We start from the raw sequence: 20,622 nt of genomic DNA, 5'->3' as shown, positions 1-20,622 counted from the left end.
CATAAACCGTTTTAGCTGGTTTATGCCCTCTTTTTTTTCCACAACTGCGCTCAACTGGCGTAAGATTTGTTTATCTTACTTGTAAAATGATTGAATTATGAAGGCATTTACAGTAGTTTACAACAGGAACAGGTACTCCGTTCAACCTATTAATGGGCATTCTCCCCGATTCAAAGTGAACCTGAATGGCAGTGATGTATTTTTCGAGCATGATCTCGATGGCCATGTGCGTGCAGAAGCTACCAAAGTAGCAAGTATGTCTTTGTTGTTAGCGATCGCAGATCAGATCGAAGAGAATCACGAAGCGAAATAGCACTCGTCATCGCCACCATTACCAGTAATAGTATATCCTGACTCTTTTTGCCCCATACCATCTCCGATGAAATAAATCAAGCTTAGTTTCCGCGTTAAATTGTTATTGACTTAGAAAAAGTCAGTAAGGTGAGTTCTTTGTCTTATAAGCAAGGGAACTCGCCAGGGTACTTATAGCCGGAACTTTTGATGTAGTAATTAATTCCTGGTTGCAGGCTATTATAAACCACTTGCCATTTCTGACCAATGCTGCTGGCATCCGTCAGAGATGGCAATTATTTTTTATCTGAAATTCAAACAAGGAATAATACCTTTGTAAAGAAGTTCGATCCATTTTAATGCATTAAAGAAGAAATGATGAAAGTAGTTGTCTCGATATTAAAATTCATACAGTCGCTATTTGTCAAGAAGAACTGTTGCAAATAAATCAGCATTTTCACCTTAACCCACAGTCACATGTTAGCATCAAATTTGTAGTATTATTACGACCCCGTCAATAACTTCTATAAAGATATTTTCAAATACGTACCTTTAATTTAATTGTTTCAAAACGCCAATGAAGTATAAGTTTGTAAGGGACATAATGCTATGTCTGGTAGCATCGTTTGCATTGTTTGCCTGTCATCAGAAACGGGAGCTCCGGAAAAGAGAAATAGTGAGGGACATAAAGGAACTGGGAGAAGTCATTCCGGAACAAATAAGTGAACGATTAAGCTACACGGCTGATAATAAAGCCCTCGAAGATAAAGTACCTGTGCACAGCGTACCTGCGTTACAGTACTTTTACCAGCTCGCAGCCAACCAGGCCAAATGGTCTGTAGATGGACAACTGATTCCTGCTGCGGATTCTATGTTGTATTTCATTGACCATGCCGACGAAGTAGGTTTACCAGCAGGGATCTACCACCGCGCTGCACTGGATTCTGCTATGCAGCAACTCCACGCCGCCACCGGTTCCGGCAGAGATGCCGCGCTCCTGGCAGATGTAGATGTGATGATGACAGATGCCTTTATGAAAATGGCTACCCATCTCCGTTATGGCATCGCGCCGCGTGATAGTATTACCCTGCGTCAGGATTCTGTACTCACAGATTCCTCGCTGGTAGACATGCTCACCACCGCAATAAAAACCAATAACATTGCAGGTGCCTTTCACCAACTGGAACCAGCCTACGAAGGATATCATTCCCTGAAAGCTGCGCTCCTGAATTTCAAAGCAAAATATCAATCCTTACACTGGGATTCACTGCCTACTGCTTATGCCGATACACCGGCATTCAAACAACTCGTGTTGAACCGCCTGGTGCAGACAGGGCATGTGGATACTTCCAACGGACATGGGGCAGATACCACATTACTGAGAGATGGGGTGAAAGCATTCCAGAGAGAGTTTTGCTTATTTGAAGATGGACAGGCCGGTAAAAAGACTATCCAGGTAATGAACAGGTCTTATCATGACTGGATGATCCAGGCAGCTGTCAACCTGGATCGCTGGCGCAAATGGCCGGATTCATTGCCAAACCGCTACATCTTTGTAAATATTCCGGGCTATCATATGATGGTGTGGGATAGTGGTCAGGTTGTACTCGATTCACGTGTAATCGTTGGAGCACCCCGTACCCGTACACCACTCCTGAATTCCCGTTTATCCAACTTCGTGATGTACCCTTACTGGCGCGTACCATTCAGTATTTCTATCAAAGAGATGCTGCCTGCCATTCAAAAGGATCCGCATTACCTGGCAAAGAAGAACTTAGAAGTAATAGATCGGGATGGGAATGCGGTGAACCCCGATAGCGTGCCCTGGAAGAAGTTCAGCAAAAACTATTTCCCTTATGTGCTCAGGCAAATGGATGGCCTGGAAAACTCATTGGGGATTATGAAATTTAATTTCTTCAACAAATACGCAGTATACCTGCACGATACGAACAACAGGGGTTTATTCAGGAACGCTTACCGCGCTATGAGCCATGGCTGTGTACGTATCCAGCAATGGGATAGCCTGGCCATGTACCTGATCAAAGATGATAAGCGTTTTAAACGCGATAGTGTGCGTGCCTGGCTGGATAAAGGGCAGAAGAAGCAAATCGATCTATCCCGCGGGATCCCTATTTATTTAAGGTACTATACTGCCGAAGGGAAAGATGGCCAGATGATGTTCTATGAAGACATTTATGGGGAAGACAAAGTAATGAGGAAACTAATGGCATTATAATCATATTCGCTGCATTTCAGCATTTCCGGTGAGCCCCTGCGTCAGCAGGGGCTCACCGGCTCTCAAAAAAAATGGGTTTTTACCGAAGGTAAAAGCCCATTTTTTTGCCCCATCAAACTCCCCTAAAGTAACAACGTCCTCCCATAAAGGAAGGACGCTGTCTCATATCAGTATTGCAAACGTGTGGCTTAATTATTTACCCAGTTTTACCTTCAGTGCATCATCCAATGCCGTCAGGAATTCTTCAGTGTAAAGGTAATGCTTTCCGTGTTCAACTTTATTACCGTGAATACAAACAGCCAAATCTTTCGTCATCTTTCCACTCTCTACAACTTCCACGCAAACCTGCTCCAGTGCATGACAAAAATCAATCAGCGCCTGATTTGAATCAAGACGACCTCTGAATTCCAGACCTCTAGTCCAGGCAAAGATAGATGCAATCGGGTTAGTAGAAGTTGGCTTACCAGCCTGGTGATCACGATAGTGACGGGTTACAGTACCGTGAGCAGCTTCTGCTTCCATTACTTTACCATCAGGTGTAACCAGGGTAGAAGTCATCAGACCCAGTGAACCAAAACCTTGTGCAACAGTATCAGACTGTACGTCACCATCATAGTTCTTACAAGCCCATACAAAGTTACCATTCCATTTCAGTGCACTAGCCACCATGTCATCGATCAGGCGGTGTTCATAAGTCAGACCAGCTGCATCAAATTTAGCTTTGAATTCCTGCTGATAAATTTCTTCAAAGATATCTTTGAAACGACCATCATATTTCTTCAGGATGGTGTTCTTGGTACTCAGGTACAAAGGCCATTTCTTGATCAGTGCCTGGTTGAAACATGCACGTGCAAAACCTTTGATAGATTCGTCGGTATTGTACATAGCCAGTGCCACGCCATCGCCTTTGAAGTTGTACACTTCATGCTCGATCACTTCACCATTTTCACCTTCAAACTTGATAGTGAGTTTACCCTTGCCTTTTACTACGAAATCAGTAGCACGGTACTGGTCGCCAAAAGCGTGACGGCCAATGCAGATAGGCGCAGTCCAGTTAGGCACCAGGCGGGGAACATTTGAAGTAACGATTGGCTCACGGAAAACTGTACCATCCAGGATGTTACGGATAGTACCGTTTGGTGATTTCCACATCTGTTTCAGATTGAACTCTTTTACACGAGCCTCGTCAGGAGTAATGGTCGCACATTTAATACCTACACCCACTTCTCTGATCGCGTTCGCGGCATCTATAGTTACCTGGTCATTAGTAGCATCGCGGTGCTCCATGCCCAGATCGAAGTATTTAATTTCAACGTCAAGATAAGGAAGTATCAGTTTGTCCTTAATAAATTTCCAGATGATCCGGGTCATCTCATCTCCATCGAGTTCTACGACAGGATTTGCAACTTTAATTTTTTCTGCCATTGTCGGGTTTGATTTTTAAATAGTTACGAGTAATCGCGAAATATACAATAAGTGAGGGCAATTTACAAGTTTTTCGATTTAAGGTATTGTTGTTAATGGAGTTAATTCACACGAATAACAACATCATACTTTAGTCACCAAGGGCCAGCTAAAAAGCTCATCACTTCTTAGCCAGCCCCTTAAAAAGACTTATAAACTGAACCTGGTTACAGGTGCTTAATTACTTCATCAGCAAACTCGCTGGTTTTCACCAGGGTTGCATCATCCATCAACTTGTAGAAGTCGATAGTAACACGCTTACGCGCGATAGCTGTGCTCAGACCCTGAACGATCATATTCGCAGCTTCTTTCCAACCCATATATTCCAACATCATCACACCACTCAGGATCACAGAGCTTGGATTCATGGTATTGGTATTTGCAAAGCGTGGTGCAGTACCGTGTGTAGCTTCGAACACTGCGTGGCCACTCAGGTAGTTGATATTCGCACCAGGTGCGATACCGATACCACCTACAGCAGCTGCCAGGGCATCAGAAATATAGTCACCATTCAGGTTCAGGGTAGCTACCACTGAATAATCCTGTGGTGCCAGCAGGATCTGCTGCAGGAAGTTGTCAGCGATCACATCCTTGACCACCAGTTTCTTATGTGCAATGGCTACAGCCAGTTCTTTATTAGCTTCTTCTTCACCTTTCTCTTTCTTGGTTGCTTCCCACTGTTCCCAGGTGTACACCTGCTCGCCGAACTCACGTACTGCCAGTTCATAGCCCCAGTTTTTGAAACCACCTTCGGTGAATTTCATGATATTCCCTTTGTGTACCAGGGTCAGGCTAGGCAGTTTCTTTTCCAGTGCATACTTAAGAGCTGCACGTACCAGGCGCTCAGTACCCTCTTTGGAAACCGGCTTGATCCCCAGGGAAGAAGTTTCGGGGAAACGGATCTTTTTCACACCCATTTCTTCCTGCAGGAACTTCAGCAGCTTTTCAGCTTCCGGAGTACCATACATATATTCGATACCGGCATAGATATCCTCCGTGTTTTCGCGGAAAATGACCATGTCTACCTTCTCAGGATGCTTAACAGGTGAAGGTACCTTGTCGAACCAACGTACCGGGCGTACGCAGGCATACAGGTCCAGTTCCTGGCGCATTGCTACGTTCAGGGAACGGATACCACCACCTACCGGGGTAGACAGCGGACCTTTGATAGAAACCAGATATTCTTTGAAGGCATCCAGCGTTGCTTTTGGCAGCCATTCACCTGTCTGCTGGAAGGCTTTTTCACCCGCCAGTACCTCTTTCCATTCTATCTTTCTTTTTCCACCATAGGCCTTTTCGACAGCGGCGTCAAATACACGCACGCTGGCAGCCCAGATATCCGGCCCGATACCATCACCTTCAATAAAAGGAATAATGGGATTGTCAGGTACCGATAACTGGCCATTGGTCATTGATATTTTTTCTGCCGGCATAAAACTAGTTTCTTTACGTGTTCGTAATTTTGTAAATTATTCGAGCGCAAAGGTACTAATTAATGACCGAAACAGAATGTTAAAGCGGCGATTCTTCTACCAGGAAGGCGCTAACAGTTTAAAAACAATCCCTATGACCAAATTATTTTTAATTTCATTTTTGTTCCTCACCTTTCAGGTAAAAGCAACATCCATGACAGCTCCAAACGATACAGCCGTGTATACATATTTGGCCCTGGGCGATAGTTATACCATTGGCGAAGGGGTAGGCGAAAACGAACGTTTCCCGGTTCAGGCCGTTAAAATCCTGAAGAATAGCGGGATAGAAGTGGCAGAACCCCGTATAGTGGCCAAAACCGGCTGGACCACCATCGAGCTCAACGAAGAGCTGACTACAAATCCTATCAATGAAACCTATGATATCGTGACCCTCCTGATAGGCGTGAACGATCAGTATAGGGGCTTTCCGGTAGATAGTTACACTCCCTGGTTTACGAAACTCCTCGAAAGAGCCATCAGCTATGCCGGTGGAAAAGCAAACCATGTAGTAGTCATTTCCGTGCCTGACTGGGGCGTAACCCCCTATGCCGAAGGCCGTGACCGGGATGAAATTGCCGGGCAGATAGACCTGTATAATGAGGCCAATAAAGCAATTGCAAAGAAGTATAAGGCGAAATACCTGAATATCACACCGGATACCCGCGATGTAATGCAGGATGCACCTAGTTTACTGACGAAGGATCAGCTACATTATTCAGGACAGGAAATGGGAATGTGGGCAGCAAAATTGTCCATTATCATAAAGGGAATCCTCGCTCCACCAGCATATTAAGTGATAGCCTGCCCGCGTGTTCGGGCTTCCGGTTTACAGCCGGACGCAGGCCTCCCCGCCCCATAAAAAGCGCTTTTGCCGAAGGTGAAAGCGCTTTTTATCACCCATTTAATACCAAATAGCAATTTCACCGAGTTTTTCCTGCCGCTTACCGCCCTCCCCCCAATTTTAACCTAAACCCCCTTTCCCATCCGCGCCATCCTTCCTAAGTTTGTATCGTAAATGAAAACAAACAATGCGAAATAAAGACTTATACAGACGAAGAAGACACGAACAGCACGGAGCCATGAGAGGTTTCATGATCCTCCTGGTAGGCGTTTTCCTCTTATTACACAACCTCGATCTCGACATCCCCCGCTGGATCGTATCCTGGCAGATGCTGGTCATGGGTATTGGCCTCATCCTCTGGGTGAAAAGTGAATTCAAAAACGTAGGTGGTGTTATCATGATCGCAGTAGGTGCCATTTTCATGGTCAAAGAATATTTCTTCCTGCCATTCGACATTGACCGTTTTATATGGCCGGTCGTCTTAATCATAGTAGGTCTGCTCTTCATCATATTCCGGCCCTCGCCAAACCCGAAATCACTGAACGAAGCTGATACCAAGGTAGTACCGGATCTGTATCCCGTAGATGAAGATTACATCAATGCACAGATCCTTTTCAGTGGCGAAAACCGTCTCATCGTATCCAAGAAATTCAAAGGAGGCCGTATCTCCACAGTCTTTGGTGGTTGCGATGTAAACCTCCTGCAGGCCGACTTTGACGGCGCAATAGAACTCAATTGCCAGTGTGTATTCGGAGGCGTAGAACTGGTAGTACCTTCCAACTGGGAAGTAAAGATCATGACCAACAGCGTCTTCGGCGGCGTAGAAGACAAACGCCCGATCGAACTCCTTGGCAGCAACCCTAACAAGGTGCTCATGATCAAAGGCAGCTGCGTATTCGGCGGCATCGAAATAAAAAGTTATAGCTGATTCTAAATATTAAATTTATGCAATGGTTTGTAGCCAAGATCGTATACCAGATCATCACTGGCAAAGGCACTCATACACCGCAGTTCGATGAACAACTGCGCCTGATCAGTGCCCACAGCAAACAGGAAGCCTGGCACAGGGCATGTGAACTCGGAAAACAGGAACAATATTCTTTCAGAAACCAAAAACAGGAACTGGTAGAATGGCGCTTTATCAACGTACCCGAAATCAATAGCCTGGACACCCTGGATGATGGAATGGAATTGTATTCAAGAATAGAAGAACCCGGAGACCCAAACGCTTATATTTCATGGTTGCAGGTTAGAGCAGCGCAGTTGAACGAAGCGATGGATGTACATGCTAACTAAGTGTAACATTTCACAATAGAATGTACATTCTAACAAACATACAACTTTGGCAAGTCAACTCATATCAGATAAATCGTTTCGCTGGTCCTTCGCTGCCACAGGATATGTATCACTGATCGTGCAGGCCGTATTGCTCCAGTTCTGGTTTCACTTTCCAGATTCCATTGCCTGGGTTGACAGCGGTATCCACATTGGATTTCTGGCACTGGCAGCATTGACCATCAGTTATAGCCTGGCCTATTACAGGCCACAAAAAGGAAAGGTCTTTTTCGTACTCTGCTTTTCCACCTCACAGACCCTGATCTGGATTTCGCTGAGTACCTGGGCACTGCAATACACCTTTCAGAACAATATTCTTTACCTGGAATGGATGCATTTTGCAATGCCTGTCAGGTTCCTTTTTGGTTGGTTACTAATCACCGGCGTAGCATTCAAAAGCCTCTACTGGTATGATCTGGAAGAACAACGACAGGAGATTTCCAGGAAGCAGGCCACCGAAAGATTAGCACGCGAAGCAGAATTGTATAAACTCAGACAACAACTGCAACCGCATTTTTTATTCAACAGTCTGAACTCAATCAATGCCCTGATCGCATTGCGCCCGCAGCAGGCAAGAGAAATGGTACTAAAGCTCAGTGATTTTCTGAGAGGTACCCTGAAAAGAGAGGATCAGCAATGGATCCTGCTGCCGGAAGAACTGCAATACTTACAGTGGTACCTGGATATAGAAAAAGTACGCTTTGGACATCGTTTAAGCACCGAAGTGATAGCAGGAGAGGAGCTGGAAAAAATGCTGATACCACCCATGCTATTGCAGCCGGTTGTAGAAAACGCCATCAAGTATGGATTGTATGATACCACAGAAGCAATCACGATCACGATACAGGCATGGGCAAAAGATGAGCTGCTTTACATACAGGTGCAGAATCCATATGATGGCAGTATGCAGCAAAAACCTACTGGTACAGGCTTTGGATTGACCTCTATCCGCAGAAGATTGTACCTGCTCTTTGCAAGACAGGACCTGCTGGAAACAACAGCAAAAGACAATATTTACACAACACTGATTAAAGTGCCGCAACGCTATGATAAAAGCAGTAATAATTGATGATGAACCATTGGCCAGGGAGATCGTAAAAGAATACCTCGGTACTTATACGCAGATACAACTATTACAGGAATGTAATGATGGATTTGAAGGATTAAAAGCTATACAGCAACACCAGCCGGATATTATATTCCTGGATGTGCAGATGCCAAAGATCAATGGATTTGAGATGCTGGAACTGGTGGAAGAATTGCCTGCTGTTATCTTTACAACTGCTTTTGAAGAACATGCAATCAGGGCATTTGAAGTGAATGCAACAGATTATTTACTGAAACCGTTTTCAAAAGAACGCTTTGACAAAGCCTTGCAGAAATGGCTGGAAAAACGACAGGAAACAGTAGCCGTACAAACAGATGCATTGCTGGAAACGGCCGCTGCATCGCCCCTGCAGAGTAATAGGGTAGTAGTGAAGATCAATGGCAAGATTAAAATAATACCTGTACAGGATATCCATTACCTCGAAGCGGCAGATGATTATGTGAAGATAGTAACGCAGGAAGGTGCCTTTTTGAAGAATAAGACAATGGCTTTCTTCGAGAAGACCTTAGATATGCAGCAGTTTGCAAGAGTGCACCGGTCTTATATCCTGAATGTAAACCAGGTTACGAGAATAGAACCTTATGAAAAAGAAAATCACCTGGCGATGCTGAAGAGTGGGGCAAAGGTGCCGGTGAGTAAGACGGGGTATCCAAAATTGAAATCATCACTCGGGCTGTAGCAAACAAGTGCCGGCGCTGAAAGCATTTTGAATTAAAATCCCGCAAGGGAATTTCTTTTAAATTTCAAATGCCGTTGCCGGAAAGCTAAGCCTGCCAAACATATTAACCGGATTGCGAATTATGTATTACGATTGCCTTTTTTCATCGTAGTACGTAGTTCGCAATCCGTTTTTATTTACTGCACTACCAACACAGGTATCTTCACTTTATGTCTCACCTGGTTAGTCGTTTCACCGTAAATCCAATCCTTAATCCCTGTATGCCCATGTCCACCTAACACTAAAAAATCCGCCTTCTCTGCCTTCACGATCCTTACAATCTCTTCCGCTCTGTGCCTATACCCCAGGAACCCCTCCGCCTGCAGATTTTTAGTCTTCATCAGGCGCACATACGTTTCCATCTGTTCTTTATCCTTCCTCGTTTCAAGGTCATCCGATTCGCCTCCCAGGTACCTCGCAGAAGCACTCTCCACAATATGGATCAATAAATACCTCGTATGTTCATTCCCGTGTGCAATGGCATTGGCAATAATCGCTTCATCATCCCTGCTAAAATCAAGCGCCAATGCAATCCTATTATACTGCGGGATCTTAATATTCTCCAGTGATACGGCAGTGGCAGGATGTATATTCGTCGTACTCTTCGCAGCATACTTCGTAGCCAGCGGATAAAACACTGTAATGAACAGCAACACCACAAAGCCAATTCCCAATACCGAAATAATAATATCTACCCAGATAGAACCACCGCTTTCCATATAATGCATGGCTTCTGTAAACACCATGCGCGTATTCAGGTACACCAGCACTACTGTAATCAACCAGCTGAGGATCTTCACCGGCACCTTCACTGCAAACTTCCCCATTGTCTTTTTATCACTCACAAAATGGATCAGTGGTATCACTGCAAAACCCAATTGTAAACTCAGCAACACCTGGCTAAACACGAGTAATTCTCCCACCTTATCAGCACCTGCAATCTGTATCACCAATAGTGCGGGTACAATAGCCAGCAACCTTGTCAGCAATCTTCTCAACCATGGATTGATGCGGAGTTTCAGATATCCCTCCATGACGATCTGCCCTGCCAGGGTACCTGTAACTGTAGAACTCTGACCCGCAGCAATCAAGGCAATCGCAAACAGGATCGGCGCCCATTTATTACTCAGCAATCCTTCCAGCAGTTTGTGGGCATCCTGTATTTCTGCCACATTGGTTTGCCCTGATTTAAAGAACACTGCTGCCGCTAAGATCAATATCGCCGCATTTACAAAGAACGCCAGATTCAATGCAATTGCACTATCAATAAAATTTAATCTCAGGGCTTGTTTAATACCCGCTTCATCCTGCCTTATTTTCCTCGTTTGCACCAATGCAGAATGCAGGTACAGGTTATGCGGCATTACCGTGGCACCAATGATCCCAATTGCAATATACAAGGCTGTATTATCTGGTATACGCGGCACAAAACCTGTCACCACCTCGCTCATCACAGGCTTTGCCATGATGAGTTCTGTCAGAAAAGATAGCCCTACAATTGCTACCAGTGCAATAATGAAAGCCTCCATTTTCCGGATGCCATATCGCTGCAATACCAGTAACAAAAAGGTATCGAACACTGTAATGCTCACGCCCCATTGCAAAGGTAAACCCGTTAATAACTGGATACCGATGGCCATACCTAAGACCTCTGCAAGGTCAGTAGCAGCGATGGCGATTTCCGCCAGGATATATAAGATGAAGTTGACACCGGGAGGATACGTTTCTCTGTTAGCCTGGGCCAGGTCGCGCCCGCGTACAATACCTAATCTTGCGCTGAGAGATTGTAATAAAAGTGCCATGAGGTTACTCATGAGCAATACCCATAGCAGGGTATATCCGTATTGGCTGCCCCCGGCCAGGTCCGTGGCCCAGTTACCCGGGTCCATATAACCTACGCTTACGAGGTAGGCAGGTCCAAAGAAGGCTAGCATTTTTTTCCAGCGGCCAGAGCTGGTTACGGTTGTGTCTACACTCTGATGTACTTCGCCAAGGGATGTGTGCTGATGGTTCATAAAATTAGCTTAAATCGGCTTTACCATAATGCTTTTTGCCACCTGTTCACTGATGGTAAAGGCTGGCTGGTTCTTTATCTTTATCTCAATAGAGTTGTCAAATTCATATCGTTCTATGACTTCAAGTTGCGTGCCTAAGCGCACACCTTTTGTATTTAGAAATTCGAGAAGAGCAGTAGACTTATCCGAGACGGCCATCACTTCAAGCCTGTTGGCTTTTGCTTTATGCAGGCTGGTTTGCACACGGGGCTTACCCATTTTACCCTGTGCATCGGGGATCGGGTCTCCGTGTGGATCAATCAGCGGGTTGCCCAGGAATTCACTGAGGCGGTTGGTCAGCTTTTCGCTGCGTACATGCTCCAGTTCTTCAGCAAGTTCATGCACTTCTTCCCAGCTGAAACTTAGTTTTTCTACCAGGAAACATTCCCAGAGGCGGTGCCGGCGTATGATTTGCAGGGCGGCCTTTTTACCTTCACTGCTTAGGTTGATGCCCTGGTATTTCTCATAAGCAATGAGTTTCTTTTCTTTTAGCTTCTTTGCCATGTCGGTCACCGATGCGGGTTTGGTATCCAGCTCATAGGCCAGTGCATTGGTGCTGACAGATTCCCCTCCTTCTTCTAATTTATAAATGGACTTGATGTAGTTTTCCTCTGCGATCGACAAATTCATGTTGCTAAAAATAAAATTTAGGTAAATCTAAATAATTTATTGGAAAAATGCAAGTGGTGGTGTTAAATCGCGCTGTTAGAATAGGTCTATGAATCCCTGCAGATGAATATAAACATGCAGAAAGATGGATGTATACATCCCTGGTCATGAATTTAAACATCGCCAGAGATGCTTTTATACTTATATAAGTCCGAAATTTCCCCTAAATAGTCGATAAAAAATCCCAATTTTGCCCTTTACAATTGTTCATATCATTTTTTTCTTTAACTTTTCGGACATTATAAACAAGCAAATAAGCATGAATAAGCTGTTGATAGCAGCATTAGCACTTGGACTTTTCGCCTCCTGCAAATCTGGTGGCAAGAAATCAGGCGCTGATGCAATTACTTTTAAAGAATTCCGTCAGTCATTTGCTGACAGCAAATTGCCTTACAAACTGACCCCTGAAGCACTCAATAAAGCAGCAGGCGATTCCTCCGCTATCGACACCGCCCTTATCAGCCAGTTCCTGGTCGATACGCTGGCGAAGGCAGACTTCCCTTCCCGCAAGGTGAGCTACTATCCAATAGCATCTTTTAGCGGTGATAAGATCAATTATCTCGTTATTAAGGCCGCAGATAAAAACAGCACCGCTGCTTATCTCTGCGTCTTTGATAAAAAAGATCATTACCTGAACCGCATCCAGGTAGCCAAAACAGGCGGCAGGGAAAATAAAAGGGAATACTTCTCCATCGACAGCAAAGAGATGCTGAAGATCACGACAGAGACAGAAGTAACGCCCGGACATACCGCTACTACCGAAAACTTCTACTCTGTAGAAGCCGATGGTACGAGCTCCCTGATCATGACCAACTCTACCGGCGAAGCGATTCCTGGTCAGCTCTTCAACCCGATTGATACACTGCCTAAGAAAAATAAATTTTCTGCTGATTATGCATCCGGCGAAAACAGTATCGTGTCTATCCGTGATGGCAAGGATGCGAAGTCTTTCCTGTTCTTTATTTCCTTCGCGAAGGAATCAGGTTGTAAAGGAGAGATTTCAGGTACAGGTCGTTTCACTGCTGCTAACAAAGGTGAATTTCAGGACAAGGATACAGAGTGTGGGATTGCATTCCAGTTCTCCGGAACTAAACTGACGATAAAGGAAATTGGTGGATGTGGGGCTTATAGAGGTGTGCGTTGTTTATTTGAAGGAGGGTTTACAAAGAAGAAATAGTTTTTGGAATTAAAATAGATTTGAATAATAAGGGTTGGAATTTATTTCCGGCCCTTTTTTCTTTGAAAATGGTTTTCATTTATGATCCCCAAAAATTCCTCCCTTGTTATAAACTTCGCCCCCAAACTCGCCAGGTGCTCCGTATATACCTGGCAATCTATTACCTTCACCCCCAACACGGCCGCTCTTTGCACAAAGGTCACAAACGCTGCCTTCGATGCATTAGTCGCCTTCGCAAACATAGACTCTCCAAAAAAACAATTCCCCAGCATCACGCCATAAAATCCTCCTACCAGGTCGCCACCCTGCCAGCATTCCACTGAATGTGCATACCCTTCATTATGCAATGCTGTATACGCATCCGCTACCTCTTCCGTTATCCAGGTACCATCCTGCCCCTTGCGCGGAGACTCCCTGCACCCCGCTATCACCCCCGCAAAATCCTTATCAAACGTAATCTCAAAAATACCTTTCTTCAGCACCTGTTTCATGCTGGCACTCAATTTCAACTCATCAGGAAATAATACAAACCGGGGATCCGGGCTCCACCATAAGATAGGCGGCTCGTTATACCATGGGAATATCCCTTCCTGGTAAGCCAGCAATAATCGTTCTACTGAAAGATCTCCCCCATAGGCAAGGAGACCATCTTCATCTGCTAAATTGACGGGAGGGAAAATCAGCTCTTCTGTGAGGTAAAAGACAGGCATTAGCTTTCAACAGCTTCTTCTAAAGTGGCACTAATTCCTCTATCGAGTAAGGCTTCACACATGGGGCGCAGGTCTGTAAATTCACCCTGCTTCACAGCGTACTTGCCATTGTGATGTATGATCAATGCACATTGCTCAGCCTGTTCCTGTGAATGGCCGCATACTTCCATCAGGGACTGGATCACCCAGTCAAAAGTATTTACTTCATCGTTCCACACGATGAGACTGTATGGAAATTGTTCATCCTCTGCTACCAACACATCTTCCCACTCTTTGGTGTGTGTGCCTGTTTGCTGACGCTGGCTCATATCCGGAATTATAAATTTGCACAAAAATACAGCTTAGAATTGGGTTTTAAAATTAAACTGACCCCCATTTTATCCGGGATAACAATCTCACTGATTATCATTATTATTGTGAACATCGAAAACTGGAACTATGTTAGGAATGAATGGCACTAAATTGTTGATTGATATAAGTTTACCGCTCAAAGATCCTGTACCCATTTTTGCCCTGGTACTATTCATTATCCTATTGGCACCGATTATCCTGCGTAAGTTCAGGATTCCCAGTATTATAGGATTGATCCTGGCCGGTATGCTCATTGGTGATCATGGATTTAAGATAATTGAAAAAGGAAGTATCGACCTGTTCGGCAAGGCCGGCCTGCTCTATATTATGTTCCTGGCGGGCCTTGAACTGGATATGACGGAGTTTCGAAAAAATCAGCACAGGAGTCTTGTTTTTGGGGCCTTTACCTTTTTCATACCGCTGGTGCTCGGGTTCGTGATCTGCCATTACCTGTTGCATTTCAACTTTATGGCTACACTGCTGGTTTCCAGTATGTTCTCTACCCATACGCTGGTGGCCTACCCCCTGGCCAGCCGTTTAGGTATTACCAGGAATGAAGCAGTGACCGTTGCCGTTGGCGGTACGATCATAACTGATACAGCCGTACTCCTCATTCTCGCTGTCATTACCGGGGCCGCTGCCGGCAACCTGAACCAGCAATTCTGGATCAGGTTGGGTGTCAGTCTGACGGTATTTGCAGCGATCGTATTGTGGATCATGCCGATGATAGGCCGCTGGTTTTTTAAGAAGATCAAAGACGACAAAACTTCACATTTCATCTTTGTATTGGGCATGGTTTTCCTGGCCGCCTTCCTGGCTGAGATGGCCGGTGTGGAAGGGATCATTGGCGCCTTCCTGGCAGGCCTCGCATTGAACCAGCTCATCCCGCATACTTCCCCGCTCATGAACAGGATTGAGTTCACGGGAAATGCATTGTTCATACCATTTTTCCTGATCAGTGTGGGCATGTTGGTAGACCTTCGTGTATTGCTCAGAGGTCCGGAAGCACTGATGATTGCAGGCGTGCTCACAGTAATGGCCCTGGTCAGTAAATACCTGGCTGCTACTTTTACCCAGCTTGTGTTTAAATATACCCTGCCGCAGCGACATGTGATCTTTGGCCTGAGCAGTGCACATGCTGCAGCTACCATCGCTATTATCCTCATTGGTTTCAATATGGGGATCATCAACGAAAACGTATTGAATGGCACCGTCATTCTTATTCTGATCACTTGCCTGGTGGGTAGTTTCGTGACAGAAAGTGCCGGTCGTAAATTGGCTATCATCGAGGCCGATAAACAACCGGAAGCAGACCTGGTGACAGAACGCATGCTGATTCCTATCGCTAACCCTGATAAGATGGAAGCGATGCTGGACTTTGCCGTGATGATCAAAGATCCGAATGCCAAGACGCCGGTATACCCGCTGGCAGTCGTGCAGGACGATGAAGAAGCAAAGGCCCGCATGACCCAGACGAACAGGATGATGGAAGCCGTGGTGGCCCATGCTGCCGCTACCGAAAGCAAGGTGCAGGTGGTAACGCGTATTGACCTGAACGTGTCTGATGGCATTGCCCGCGCTTCGAAAGAACTGGGCATTACTGATGTGATCATTGGCTGGACCGATAAGACCAGTGCTACTGACAGGATCTTTGGTTCTATCTTCGGTTCTACGCTTGATAATGTGTTGCAGAGTGTATGGGAGAATTTGTATGTATGTGATTTCTCTTTTCCTTTAAATGCAACACGCCGGATCGTGCTGGTATTGCCACGCAATGCCGAGTATGAAATAGGTTTTGCTCATTATATGCAAAAAATGTTTTTGTTAAGTAAGCAGGTGGGTGGAAAACTAATGATCTACTGTGAAGGGGCAACACAAAAGTTTACAGAAGAACTGGTGCGCAACCTGAAACAAACAGTGGATATTGGTTTCAAACTCTGGCATGATCTCGTAGACCTGCCGGCACTGGCATATGAAACAACCCGGAACGACCTGCTGATAGTGGTAGCGGCGCGCAAAGGCACGCTATCTTACCGCCCTTCGCTGGAAGGGCTGGCATCCCGTATTTCAAAGTATTTTGCCAATAACAATGTGATCCTGATCTATCCTGAACAGACAGAGATCGAATACATGGAACCTGGCATACAGCCGGAGGATCTGACCTTGCGGCCTATCCAGGAGCAGCTGGCCAATCTCTCGAAACTGGGTAGAGCCATGAAGAAGATTTTCAGGAGGAAGTAAGTTTTTTACCCCGTCTCAACGAGACGGGGTATTTTTTTCTTTGCAATGACCCCTCTCTTTTTGGGGAAGCGATAAGTGGGGGTTGAATGGATAAAGGGCTTCAATGAAACGATAGAAAATGCTCAAAGTAACTACTGAAATTTCCCCCAAAAACTGATATGAAGCCAGGCAAGATTCGCTCCCTCTTTTTCATTTTTCCAACACTACAAGGTCACTAGAAGGTCACTTGTATATCCTTTGGATATTGAGGTGACCTTCTAGTGATCTTGTAATGATCTTTTAGAGATACATAAGCTTCGGGTCTTCACTGTAATTCTATAAGGTACTTCCTGCAAATTGGAAGAAGGAACAACCAGCTAAGCTGAATTGTCAGTTCTTAATCCCTTTTTGCCTGCCACCTTGTCTGCTGATGCACCGGGGTAAGGTATTTGATCTCCTCCCTGGCATGGACACATATTCTCAGGTAATTATCGAAGCCGTGGAAAAAGTAAGTCCGGCGGTGGTAAAAATTGAAAGACTGGAGCGCAGTTCCCGTGGCGAGGTTGTGGGTGGCTCGGGTTCCGGTTTTATTTTTTCTTCAGATGGGTATCTGTTTACGAATAGTCATGTCGTAAAAGGGGCCACTCATTTGAAAGTAATGTTGCAGGACGGGAGGACTTACCCCGCGTATCTTGCAGGACAGGATGCTGCGACAGATTTAGCGGTATTAAAAATAGAAGCGGGAGAGTTGACAACGGTGCCATTTGGAGATGCTGATGAACTCAGGATCGGGCAGCTTGTTATTGCAATTGGTAATCCCCTGGGTTTTCAGCATACGGTGACTGCTGGTGTCATCAGTGCATTAGGGCGATCGTTAAGAGGCGCTGATGGACTGATGATGGATAGCATGATTCAAACAGATGCTGCATTAAATCCTGGTAATTCCGGAGGGCCGCTCATAAATGGCGATGGTGCCGTTATTGGGGTCAATACAGCGATTATTAATGGGGCGCAGGGATTATGCTTTGCTATTAGTATAAACACGGCTAAATCGATCGCAAATCAGTTAATTCGTTTTGGGAAGGTGAAGCGGGCTTACATCGGGGTGGCAATGCAGCAGGTGGATCTTGTGCCGAGGTTACGGGCGATGCATGAAGTGAAGAACAGGCAGGGATTGTTTGTGACGCAGGTGGAGAGGAGTAGTCCGGCAGCGAAGGCAGGGGTGATGGATGGCGATATTATTGTGGGCTTTGCGGATCAGCTGGTGGAGACGGCAGATCAGTTTTTTAAAATGCTGACGGAGGAGAAGATTGGGCAGTGGCAGTTTTTGAAAGTGATCAGGGGGAATGAGATGAAGGAGTTGCGGATAACGCCGGTGGAAAAAGGAGATTAAATATAAAACGAATTGGCCTGCGCCATACTATCCGAAACCTCCTGATAACAAAAAAGCCTTAGCAATTGCTAAGGCTTTTTGTGGGAGTTGACGGATTCGAACCATCGACCCTCTGCTTGTAAGGCAGATGCTCTGAACCAGCTGAGCTAAACTCCCATTACTAAATTACCATTTATAAGACATTCTCGAAAAAGTGGGAGTTGACGGATTCGAACCGCCGACCCTCTGCTTGTAAGGCAGATGCTCTGAACCAGCTGAGCTAAACTCCCAATTAATGGTAATGTGAAAGAACTTTTGAAGAGGTGGGAGTTGACGGATTCGAACCATCGACCCTCTGCTTGTAAGGCAGATGCTCTGAACCAGCTGAGCTAAACTCCCTTTTCGTTTTTGTGTCTCTCTCGTCTGAGAGGATTGCAAAGGTAGAAAATTGTTTTATTTTGCCAAATTTTTTTTAAAAAAGTTTCAAAAAAAATGTTCTCTATCCTCTGAAATCCGCTCCCTAACTAAGTTTCCAGTCAATTATATTATTAGCCCATTCGGCTCTAACAGGCGTTGTTACCTTGATGTAATTGTCCGTATATCCTTCCATCACACCATCCTTATGAAACTTTTCAAACAACACTTTCCTCGTTTCACCTTCATGCTGTGATGCAAAATATTGCGCCTTCTTATGACTCAGGTTACGCAGTATCTTATTGCGCTCATTACGTACGTGCACAGGCACTACAGGCTGGATTTCCAGCGCTGCGGTATTCGCTCTTTCAGAGTAGGTAAATACATGGAAATAAGCGACATCCAACGCATGCAAAAAGTCATAGGTCTCCTGGAAATGTGCATCCGTTTCTCCCGGAAAACCCACTATCACGTCAACCCCTATACTACAATGCGGCATGAACTGTTTGATCAAAGCTACTTTTTCTGCATACAACTCTCTCCGGTAACGGCGGCGCATCATGCCCAGGATATCATTACTGCCACTCTGCAATGGAATATGGAAGTGCGGCATAAAGCGCTGACTGTTCGCCACGAACTCAATGATCTCATTGCTCAGCAGGTTCGGCTCTATTGAAGAGATGCGATAACGATCGATGCCTGCTACTTTATCCAGTTCCCGGATCAGCTCAAAAAAGGTCTCCTCTCTCTTCTTACCACCCTGCAGTCCTTTCCCGAAATCACCCAGGTTAATACCGGTCAGTACAATTTCGCGTACATCGCTTTCAGCGATCTGCTGTACCTGTTCCATCACATTCGTAATTGAATCACTGCGGCTCTTACCCCTCGCCATCGGAATGGTACAGAATGAACAGGTATAATCACAACCATCCTGCACCTTCAGGAAGGTACGGGTACGATCGTTCATAGAATAAGATGCGTGGAAAATATTCACCTGCTCAATGTCACAGCTGCAGATCTTTGCGCTGTCGCCCTTGGTCAGGTTCTTCAGGTGCTCAACAAGGTTGAATTTTTCAGCAGCACCCAGTACCAGGTCTACTCCTTCGATCTCTGCAATTTCTTTTGGTTTCAGCTGTGCATAACACCCGGTGATCACCACCCGGCTTTCCGGCGCCCTGCGCTGAATACGGCGTACCAGGTAACGGCACTCCTTGTCGGCATTGTCTGTTACAGAGCAGGTATTAATTACATACACATCTGCCTGCCCCTCAAAATCTGTTTGCACAAAGCCATCCTGCTCCAGCAACCTGCTCAAAGAAGAGGTCTCGGAAAAGTTCAGCTTACAGCCGAGTGTATGAAAAGCTACTGTTTTCGCTGTTGTCATCGTTTCAATTACTTTGTCCACTAAGGGTAGCAGCCGGAATGGCCTGCTACCAAACCCGCAAAGGTAATTCCTTTTTATGAGAGTTGGAGAAGCGGGAAGCATTTTGAAATTCATTCAGCCGCCCGCAGGCCCATGGCCAATTTCCGGGCAGTTGCCGACCCTCACAGCCCGGGGGATTCGGGTAATTTTTAGGGATATATTGTTAAAAATGTATAGCTTGCCCTGCGAAGATGCAATCTTTAAGCAACTGTGAGACACTATGAGATCAAAAGGTAAGTATATTCCAATGGTGTTGCTGGCGCTGCTATTACTTTTAGCCTGGCAACAGCAATGGTGGAAAGGTCCGTTACACCGCCCGCAGGTAAACAGGCCAGGAACCGTGGAGCGAACATTACCGAACCCGGTCAATGACCCATCCAATCTTGACAGGCATGCACGCCTTACCTACACTAAACATGCCCGCTGCCGTATGGATTGCCGGCAAATCACCGAACATGAAGTGGCGGAAATTCTCGAAACGGGACAAATAAACACTGACAAGTCAAATCCAAGAGATCTGCCTTGCCCTACCTATGCACTGGAAGGTTACTCCGACGACGGCCAACACCTGCGTATCGTGTTCGCCCCCTGTAACGGAGAAACCAAAGTCGTGACCTGCATCGACCTGGATAAGGAATGGCAATGTGATTGCCACTGATTATCATTTGGTTATAATAGTGCCGGCGGTAAATTCTTTACCTGCTGCAGGCATTATCATAAAATAAAAATTCACCATCTTTACACAATTAACTGTAAATTTCAGGCTT

Annotated in this window: 18 protein-coding genes and 3 tRNA genes; 11 read left to right on the top strand and 10 right to left on the bottom strand. The window is 45.4% G+C overall.

From position 1 onward, the window contains the following. Positions 1–97: 97 nt before the first annotated feature. Entirely contained in the window at positions 98–313 is a 216-nt protein-coding gene (locus U0033_RS12610; protein ID WP_072361028.1) for a hypothetical protein, read from the top strand. A gap of 555 nt (positions 314–868) precedes the next feature. Continuing rightward, positions 869–2,527, top strand: coding sequence for a L,D-transpeptidase family protein (locus U0033_RS12605; protein WP_072361031.1), 1,659 nt, complete (start codon positions 869–871; stop codon positions 2,525–2,527). A gap of 192 nt (positions 2,528–2,719) precedes the next feature. Here the strand turns inward: U0033_RS12605 and U0033_RS12600 are convergent, their stop codons facing one another. After that, on the bottom strand, positions 2,720–3,952 hold the full coding sequence (locus U0033_RS12600) for an NADP-dependent isocitrate dehydrogenase (RefSeq protein WP_072361034.1): 1,233 nt from the start codon (positions 3,950–3,952) through the stop codon (positions 2,720–2,722). 206 nt (positions 3,953–4,158) lie between these two features. Continuing rightward, a complete protein-coding gene (icd, locus tag U0033_RS12595; protein ID WP_072361037.1) occupies positions 4,159–5,424 on the bottom strand; it encodes an NADP-dependent isocitrate dehydrogenase in 1,266 nt (421 codons plus the stop codon). A 133-nt stretch (positions 5,425–5,557) separates the two neighbouring features. Between icd and U0033_RS12590 the strand changes: the two genes are divergently transcribed. The 5 genes from U0033_RS12590 (at position 5,558) to U0033_RS12570 (ending at position 9,426) form a co-directional block, all read left to right on the top strand. After that, positions 5,558–6,256 carry an SGNH/GDSL hydrolase family protein gene (locus U0033_RS12590; protein ID WP_072361513.1) on the top strand — a complete coding sequence of 233 codons (699 nt, stop codon included), beginning with the start codon at positions 5,558–5,560 and terminating at the stop codon, positions 6,254–6,256. 235 nt (positions 6,257–6,491) lie between these two features. Beyond that, positions 6,492–7,232 (top strand): LiaF transmembrane domain-containing protein, encoded by a 741-nt coding sequence (locus U0033_RS12585; protein WP_143150726.1) that lies wholly within the window; start codon positions 6,492–6,494, stop codon positions 7,230–7,232. A 17-nt stretch (positions 7,233–7,249) separates the two neighbouring features. Further along, entirely contained in the window at positions 7,250–7,600 is a 351-nt protein-coding gene (locus U0033_RS12580) for a DUF4288 domain-containing protein (RefSeq protein ID WP_072361043.1), read from the top strand. 46 nt (positions 7,601–7,646) lie between these two features. Next, on the top strand, positions 7,647–8,708 hold the full coding sequence (locus U0033_RS12575) for a sensor histidine kinase (RefSeq protein WP_143150727.1): 1,062 nt from the start codon (positions 7,647–7,649) through the stop codon (positions 8,706–8,708). Continuing rightward, a complete protein-coding gene (locus U0033_RS12570; protein ID WP_072361046.1) occupies positions 8,686–9,426 on the top strand; it encodes a LytR/AlgR family response regulator transcription factor in 741 nt (246 codons plus the stop codon). The genes U0033_RS12575 and U0033_RS12570 overlap by 23 nt, the downstream gene beginning before the upstream one ends. 176 nt (positions 9,427–9,602) lie before the next feature. Here the strand turns inward: U0033_RS12570 and U0033_RS12565 are convergent, their stop codons facing one another. After that, positions 9,603–11,480: an Nramp family divalent metal transporter gene (locus U0033_RS12565; RefSeq protein ID WP_072361049.1), complete on the bottom strand. Its 1,878-nt coding sequence runs from the start codon at positions 11,478–11,480 to the stop codon at positions 9,603–9,605. 9 nt (positions 11,481–11,489) lie between these two features. Beyond that, a complete protein-coding gene (locus U0033_RS12560; RefSeq protein ID WP_072361052.1) occupies positions 11,490–12,149 on the bottom strand; it encodes a metal-dependent transcriptional regulator in 660 nt (219 codons plus the stop codon). 298 nt (positions 12,150–12,447) lie between these two features. Between U0033_RS12560 and U0033_RS12555 the strand changes: the two genes are divergently transcribed. Then, positions 12,448–13,365 (top strand): hypothetical protein, encoded by a 918-nt coding sequence (locus U0033_RS12555; RefSeq protein WP_072361055.1) that lies wholly within the window; start codon positions 12,448–12,450, stop codon positions 13,363–13,365. Positions 13,366–13,406: 41 nt separating this feature from the next. On the opposite strand, the gene aat is transcribed toward U0033_RS12555, so the two are convergent. Together aat and U0033_RS12545 are read right to left on the bottom strand one after the other, a co-directional pair. After that, positions 13,407–14,075: a leucyl/phenylalanyl-tRNA--protein transferase gene (gene aat, locus U0033_RS12550; protein WP_072361058.1), complete on the bottom strand. Its 669-nt coding sequence runs from the start codon at positions 14,073–14,075 to the stop codon at positions 13,407–13,409. After that, positions 14,075–14,383 carry an ATP-dependent Clp protease adaptor ClpS gene (locus tag U0033_RS12545; protein WP_072361060.1) on the bottom strand — a complete coding sequence of 103 codons (309 nt, stop codon included), beginning with the start codon at positions 14,381–14,383 and terminating at the stop codon, positions 14,075–14,077. Before U0033_RS12545 ends, aat begins: the two co-directional genes overlap by 1 nt. Positions 14,384–14,513: 130 nt before the next feature. Here U0033_RS12545 and U0033_RS12540 point away from each other — a divergent pair, with 130 nt between their 5' ends. Together U0033_RS12540 and U0033_RS12535 are read left to right on the top strand one after the other, a co-directional pair. Beyond that, positions 14,514–16,667, top strand: coding sequence for a cation:proton antiporter (locus U0033_RS12540; protein WP_072361063.1), 2,154 nt, complete (start codon positions 14,514–14,516; stop codon positions 16,665–16,667). Between the two features lie 445 nt (positions 16,668–17,112). Further along, entirely contained in the window at positions 17,113–18,039 is a 927-nt protein-coding gene (locus U0033_RS12535) for a S1C family serine protease (RefSeq protein ID WP_072361519.1), read from the top strand. 81 nt (positions 18,040–18,120) lie between these two features. Here U0033_RS12535 and U0033_RS12530 read toward each other — a convergent pair. The 4 genes from U0033_RS12530 to mtaB form a co-directional block, all read right to left on the bottom strand. Continuing rightward, positions 18,121–18,195: transfer RNA gene (locus U0033_RS12530), tRNA-Val, on the bottom strand. A gap of 38 nt (positions 18,196–18,233) precedes the next feature. Next, a tRNA-Val gene (locus U0033_RS12525) sits at positions 18,234–18,308 on the bottom strand. A gap of 34 nt (positions 18,309–18,342) precedes the next feature. Beyond that, positions 18,343–18,417, bottom strand: a tRNA-Val gene (locus U0033_RS12520). Positions 18,418–18,538: 121 nt separating this feature from the next. Next, positions 18,539–19,816, bottom strand: coding sequence for a tRNA (N(6)-L-threonylcarbamoyladenosine(37)-C(2))-methylthiotransferase MtaB (gene mtaB, locus U0033_RS12515; protein ID WP_072361066.1), 1,278 nt, complete (start codon positions 19,814–19,816; stop codon positions 18,539–18,541). A 259-nt stretch (positions 19,817–20,075) separates the two neighbouring features. On the opposite strand from mtaB, the gene U0033_RS12510 reads away from it, so the two are divergent. Continuing rightward, positions 20,076–20,513, top strand: coding sequence for a DUF4258 domain-containing protein (locus U0033_RS12510; protein WP_072361069.1), 438 nt, complete (start codon positions 20,076–20,078; stop codon positions 20,511–20,513). The last annotated feature ends 109 nt before the right edge of the window (positions 20,514–20,622 follow it).

The organism is Chitinophaga sancti (assembly GCF_034424315.1).
Classification (GTDB): Bacteria; Bacteroidota; Bacteroidia; order Chitinophagales; family Chitinophagaceae; genus Chitinophaga; species Chitinophaga sancti.
Note: the sequence above shows the minus strand (reverse complement) of the source record. Positions and strands in the feature narration are given on the sequence as shown.